The sequence below is a fragment of the Mesorhizobium sp. M0166 genome (assembly GCF_040322255.1).
Classification (GTDB): domain Bacteria; phylum Pseudomonadota; class Alphaproteobacteria; order Rhizobiales; family Rhizobiaceae; genus Mesorhizobium.
In genome coordinates this window covers 44028-50027 of the sequence record NZ_JAMYTD010000041.1, presented here as the reverse complement: position 1 = coordinate 50027, position 6000 = coordinate 44028, and the positions used below count along the sequence as shown (strand labels likewise).

The window sequence follows — 6000 nt, the reverse complement described above, 5'->3', positions numbered from 1 at the left end:
CAAAGGGCCTCGGCTCTACGACTGGGCACGCATCCGCCGCCCTTGGACGTCAAAAGGCGGCTTCGAGCATTGGCTTCTCGTCCGCTGCAAGCGATCGACATCCGGAGAAAAAGCCTACTACCTGGTCTTCGCCCCGCCCGGTTCCTCCTTGGCCGAATTGGCGGCAGTGGCCGGCCTGCGCTGGGCGATCGAGGAGTGCTTTGAGCGCGCCAAGGATGATCTCGGACTTGATCATTGCGAGGCTCGGTCCTGGCGGATGGCATCGCCACATGTGCCTGTGCATGGCCGCCCTGGCATTCCTCTCGAAAGCTATCGGCTGATCTTCGCCGCAGCGCATGGAGCAAACCGAACGAAACGAGTCCAAAGGAGCCAATCGCCGCCTGATCCGGATGGCTGCGCTCGTCCCGAGCGTCCCCGAGATCCGCTATCTCCTCGCCCGAATCCTCATCTTCCCACCGACACAAAAGCCCTTCATCATCGCCTGGTCGCTATGTCGACGACGACATCAGGTTGCGGCCACCATCTGTCACTACAAACGGCATCGACATCCGCAACTGTGGTATTAGATGGCTGGTCCTTCATGATTCCGGGGATAACTGGTGTTCCACGCCACCGGTCCAGGGCCGTTTAAAGGCGCCCTATGGAAGACTGAGCTTGGCGGTGCGGCCACCATCCACGACGAAGATCTGGCCAGTGACGAATTCAGCCTCGTAGGAAGCAATCCATGCGACCATAGCCGCGACTTCCTCCACACGGCCGGTTCGACCCAACGGATGAATGGCGTCCAGCCGTGCCCGCGCCTGGTCGGGCAAAGCGGCGACGAAATTGACATTCAGATCCGTATCGATCCATCCAGGAGCCACGCCATTGCAACGCACCCCGTCTGGCCCGCCGTCGATCGCCACCGCACGCGTTAGACCATGCAGTCCTGCCTTCGAGGCACAATAGGCAGCGTGCCCGGGATTGGATGCTAATCCCTCTATCGAGCCAATGTTGACAATTGCGCCGCGGCTTCTGCGAAGATGAGGCATCGCGCGACGGATCAGCAGGAAAGGAGCATCGAGGTTGAGCGCCATTGTGCGTCTCCACTCGTCCAGCCCCGTCTCGTCCACCTTCGCTTCAATCATGCGTCCGGCGTTGTTGACAAGAATATCGAGCCGGCCGGCCTGTTGAATGACATCGTCAATGACGATGGCCGGAACCTCGGGATCGCAAAGGTCTCCGACTATCGAATCAACGGCGCGGGCCTCCCCAAGCTGAACAGCGAATACTCTGGCTCCCTCGCCGGCAAGCCGGTCGGCGATTGCGGCCCCAATACCGCTGCTGGCGCCCGTTACCAACGCGATCTTTCCGGCGAAGCGGGTCATGCGACAGCCTTTCCGTCCATCTCAACAAGGGTGATGTTAAATCGCGTGGAAATCAGCCGCGCTCCATATCGGTCTGGTAGGCAGCGCGCACCCGATCTGTGGGACAACCCACATGAGACAGTCTGCAAAGCAAGCAGGCTTCGCGCGAAGCTAGGAATCGCGGGATGATCCACAAAGCGCGGGCGTTCCGGCCTTTCTGTTGCATCGGCTGCCGATTTCGGTGGCGAGATTTGCGGTAGCGTGGTCATAGCCGCTCCGTTTGTGCGTTGGCGTTGGTGACTACACGAAGAGCCCAATAGTGCGCATCCTCATCCGCGGTATATCTGCCGTCGTTTAGACACTGTGCCAGCACAAGGATGCCCGAATGCTGCAGACGCCGCACCTCGTCTTCAAAGCATGTGGCTTCTGCATAGCTCTTGCGCGTACTTGCGATCACGAATCCGTTCGGGCGCGTGACACGAGCCAGTTTGCGCAATACATCCGGTCGTACATGCCCTGGCGCAAAAACACCGCAACACACGGTAATGTCATAGCTCGCACTGGAGTACTCGGAGAGCGGACCGTTAAGGTCGACATCGGCCTGGACACGGCGGTAGACGCGGGTTTGTCGAGCCTTTTCGGCCATCTCCTCAGAGAGGTCGAACCCGTCGATCAACCGGAACCCGAGGCTTTCCATTTCCATCCCGACGAGGCCTGTTCCGCAGCCAGCATCCAGAATCGCGATGGCTGCCCGCTCCCCGGCCAAATAGGCCGTCTGCATGGTTGCCGCTAATTCCGCCACGACCATCGGCCCGTAGTATCCTTGGCGGCCGACATCCACATCGTACGAAGTAGCCCATCGACGATAGAAATGGGCCAAGCGACTGGCGTCACTGTCGAGGAAGTGGGAATCCTTGATGCGCTTGCGTGCTTGCTCCAATGCCGTCTCCTGATCGAGGGTGCTCATGATAGTATCTCCGTCTATGGGAGCAGATGGTCATCCGCGGCGCCGGTCGGCACCTCGAAAACGAGGGCATCAAAACTCGTGCCAATTGGCCGGACGAGGCGAAGAAGACAGTTTTGCGCGTTTTCAGCTATTTGGCGTCAGGCAGGCTAAACAAAGCTTGTGTCGCGGACCCGACAAGGCTGACAGAATGGCCGATGGCGGCGCGACGTCAGAGCCAGCAAAGAGGGCGTTCTTGCGGTTGAGCGCAATCTCGGGGGTCATTCTGCCCATGTTGGACAAGAGGTCGAAGAGCATTACCGCTGGCATCCGTATTTCGCACGTCGGCTTCGCTGCAGAACTGCGAAGAGCGTGCAACGGCGGGATCATACATTTCGTCGTCGGACCCAGGCATGTCGTTGCCGCTCCGGCTTGGATGATAGATCCCGTGGCGTTCCAACTGGCTCGTTCTTGGGATCTCGATTAGCCTATTTCCTCGGACAACTTGCCCCGGGGAGGACCTGGTTCTTAGCACGCCACCTACAGCAGCCCGGCTTGCTCGGCCTCGCGGCGCAAATTCTAGCGCGGACGCGAGCCGATCTGCTGGCCAGCCCGGCGGCCAGCGAGCCAAGGTCGTGGCAATCCGTAAGGTTGCGTCCGGTCGTGTAGCCATAAGGGAAACCCGCTGCATAAAGATCGTCGGCGCCGGTCGTGTCGACCAGCCCCTTGATCTTTGTCGCCTGGATGGTGACGGTCTCGTCGCCACGCACGATGACCGAGCCTTTTTCAGAACGGGTGACGGCGGCGATCTTGCAATCCTTGCGAATAGCGGCAAGCGCTTCTTCGAAGGAGCGGTCTGGTAAAGCGACGTCTCGTGGCTGTTGGCAAAGACGATGTCGACGCTGCCTGAGCGCATCAGGTCTAGGAACTCATCGCGGTAGCCGAAGTATTTGTCTCAACTGTCTCATGGTCAGCCTTCTCTTTGCCGGCATCAAATGTCTTCGTTCATCGCGAGGCAATTGATCCCAAAGTTGCTGACCCAGGAGGTAATCTTCAGTGCCGAAAACCGGCCGGTCTTGGTTGGAATGGTGGCCGGCTTCGTACCGGAACGGTGGCCGGTGTTTGATCGGAATGGCGGCCGGCTTCACGTCGGAATTCGCACGTCCGCTTCCGTCTGTCGAGCGGGCCGACTATGCTTCGCGACACCGTTCCGGTGCTGTTGGAAGGAAAGACGAAAGCACCCGCTTATCGTTCAAGAACAGGTGTGCTTGACTCAGACGGAGGTAACCGAATGGTCGCCGCAGTCGCCGCCAAGATCGGCATGAAAAGTCTCCTGGTTCAGGGGAGCTGGGTTCCACATGAGGATGCGGTCTAACCGGGTTGGCAATATTCTCTTGAGCCGCATCATCGGAGCAGAGGTGCATCTGGTCGACGATGGCTTTGACATCGGCATCCGCCGCAGTGGGGAAAAGGCACTCTACGAGGTCAAGGCGAGGGGCGGCAGACCCTATGCGATACCAGCCGGAAGGAGCCCTCGGCTATGTAGGGTTCGCGGAGGAGGTGCGGGCTCAGGAGAACAGCTTGGATTTGACTTCGACTACGTCGTTGTCTGCACGGTCACAGGTTCAACGCATGCCGGCCTGCTCGTCGGATTCGCCGAGGAGGGTCGACAGCGCAACGTGATCGGTATCGATGCCTCTGCCACCGCCACCAAAACCAAGCCGCAGGTGCTAAAGATTGCCCAACATACAGCGGAGCTCGTCGATCTCGGAACGGAACTCGTCGAGGATGACGTGGTGTTGCTCGAGGATTACGCATACCCGCGTTATGGGATTCCGTCCGAGGGAACCAAGAAGGCCATTCGCCTGTGTGCGCGGCTCAAGGGTATGATTACCGATCCCATCTGCAAGGGATGATCCATCTCGTCCAGAAGGGCTTGTTTCCGGAGGGGTCGAGGATCCTCTATGCGCAATCGGCGGCGCGCCGGCTATCAACGGGTATGGTTACACCTTCCGCAACGGCTGACGCTCGCCAAGCTTCAAGGCGAAGTCTTTGTTTCCGTTAGCATGTCGCACTTGGACATTATTCCAGCATGCTCGTAATCGAGTGCTACGCAATATCAGGCCTGCCGCCCCCTGGCCATGGAGCCCAACGCCGTTCGGACCCTGGACCTCCTTTGCTATCCTTTTGCGTGTTCGTCGTTTCAGATCGTGGGGCTAACGTTGTAATCGGTCAGGAAATCCTGCAAGGTCAGGATATTCTCTACCCCCCCTGAGGTTGTCGGTCGCATTGAGCAACGCGCGAGAACTGTCGACAGACAACAGCGGTGCCACTGCCGCATTGCGGTCGTTCAGCAGCGCGGTGAACCGCGTGCGCAGCATTCTGTCATAGATGGGACCCTGGATAGCCGGATACGCCTCTTGACTCGCTGCACCACCGACAGCGGGAGCAGGTCCGCGGTGGCGGCCCGCAGTAGACTCTTCTCGCGCCCGTCGAAAGTCTTGTGGGCCCATGGGGTGCCGAACACGTACTCAACAAGGCGGTGGTCGCAGAAAGGGACCTGCACCTCGAGGCCCAAAGCCATACTCATCCGGTCCTTGCGGTGTCAATCGGCGCCGAACTTGACCCCTGATCGGCGTCCAATATTTGCACGCCGAAACACATTCGGCTTCGCGCCCCCGGCGCGGGGCAGCCTGTCGGCTGCTACTGGCAAGTACCTGGTCGGGCGCAGGCGGGGACGCCCACTCTTAACAACGGCTTCTTCAAGTATCCCTGACAATCGGCTGCTGTGCGTTGGACGGTAATCGCATAAAGTTGATCAGAACGTTCCTCCGATTCGGACACCTCCCGCCCAGCCCCGCCTGGGGGTCACAAGGCCCACCCCTATAATGATCCGGGTCGACTCGCCCGTGCAGCGTGGAAAGGGCGCACGAGGCGCCCTTCATTTCCGATCAGCTATCAGCAGCCGCCTTCACCTTTCGTTGTTAGAAGCGGTAGGTGACACCTGCGCCTATCAACCAGGGATCGAGCTCCGCCTTTCCCGTCAGCTTCGCGCCGTCCACCGTGACGTCGAAGTCTGGCTTGAGGAAAACCTTCTTCACGTCGAAGTTGACGCCCCAGTGCTGATCCACCATGTAGTCGAACCCGACCTGCAGCGCGGTGCCGAACGTGTTCTTAACATGGAGAGCATCTGCACTGCCGACGTCCTGGTTATAAAAGATCGTGTAGTTCACGCCGGCACCGACATAGGGCTTGAATGCGCCGAAATCGGTAAAATGATACTGCAATGTGAGCGTGGGTGGCAGCAGCCAAACCTTACCGATATTGCCCAGTCCGCCGATCGTTCCTTGGCCCTCGATGTTGGCATAGGTGGTGCCGAGTATAAGCTCCGCGGCGATATTGTCCGTGAAGAAATAGGAGATATCGAGTTCCGGCGTCACAGTGTTTGAATAAGAAAGACCGGAGCCGGGCACGGCATTGACGTAGCCCGAATCCTCAGTGACGACCCCCAACGCACGCAGGCGGATCTGCCAAGGGCTTGGCGCTTCAGTGACCGAGGCTCCTTCCTGCGGGACGCACGCAGGGTGCGCAAGGTCCGCCGCGACGGCCTGCTGTCCCACCCCCATGAGGATGACGGCCGCTGTTACCCCCCGCGCCACGCCCATTCGCTTTTTCGCCATGCTATTCTCTCCTTGCTCTTCAGAAATGATG

At 59.4% G+C, this 6000-nt stretch carries 5 protein-coding genes and 2 pseudogenes; 2 read left to right on the top strand and 5 right to left on the bottom strand.

Features of this window, described 5'->3' with window-relative positions; translation table 11 throughout:
* Positions 1-384, top strand: a pseudogene (locus NKJ46_RS34870) (transposase); the annotation flags it as partial.
* A 254-nt stretch (positions 385-638) separates the two neighbouring features.
* On the opposite strand, the gene NKJ46_RS28600 reads toward NKJ46_RS34870, so the two are convergent.
* The 3 genes and pseudogenes from NKJ46_RS28600 to NKJ46_RS28590 all read right to left on the bottom strand — a co-directional run.
* Positions 639-1367, bottom strand: a complete 729-nt coding sequence (locus NKJ46_RS28600) for an SDR family NAD(P)-dependent oxidoreductase (RefSeq protein ID WP_352536049.1) — start codon at positions 1365-1367, stop codon at positions 639-641.
* A gap of 244 nt (positions 1368-1611) precedes the next feature.
* Positions 1612-2313 (bottom strand): class I SAM-dependent DNA methyltransferase, encoded by a 702-nt coding sequence (locus tag NKJ46_RS28595; protein ID WP_352669593.1) that lies wholly within the window; start codon positions 2311-2313, stop codon positions 1612-1614.
* A gap of 555 nt (positions 2314-2868) precedes the next feature.
* Positions 2869-3229: pseudogene (locus NKJ46_RS28590) on the bottom strand (PfkB family carbohydrate kinase); the annotation flags it as partial.
* A 454-nt stretch (positions 3230-3683) separates the two neighbouring features.
* Between NKJ46_RS28590 and NKJ46_RS28585 the strand changes: the two are divergent.
* Entirely contained in the window at positions 3684-4205 is a 522-nt protein-coding gene (locus NKJ46_RS28585; protein WP_352669590.1) for a pyridoxal-phosphate dependent enzyme, read from the top strand.
* A 434-nt stretch (positions 4206-4639) separates the two neighbouring features.
* On the opposite strand, the gene NKJ46_RS28580 is transcribed toward NKJ46_RS28585, so the two are convergent.
* Positions 4640-4879 carry an asparagine synthase-related protein gene (locus tag NKJ46_RS28580; protein WP_502903468.1) on the bottom strand — a complete coding sequence of 80 codons (240 nt, stop codon included), beginning with the start codon at positions 4877-4879 and terminating at the stop codon, positions 4640-4642.
* A gap of 394 nt (positions 4880-5273) precedes the next feature.
* Positions 5274-5969, bottom strand: coding sequence for an OmpW/AlkL family protein (locus NKJ46_RS28575; protein ID WP_352669585.1), 696 nt, complete (start codon positions 5967-5969; stop codon positions 5274-5276).
* Positions 5970-6000 lie beyond the last annotated feature (31 nt).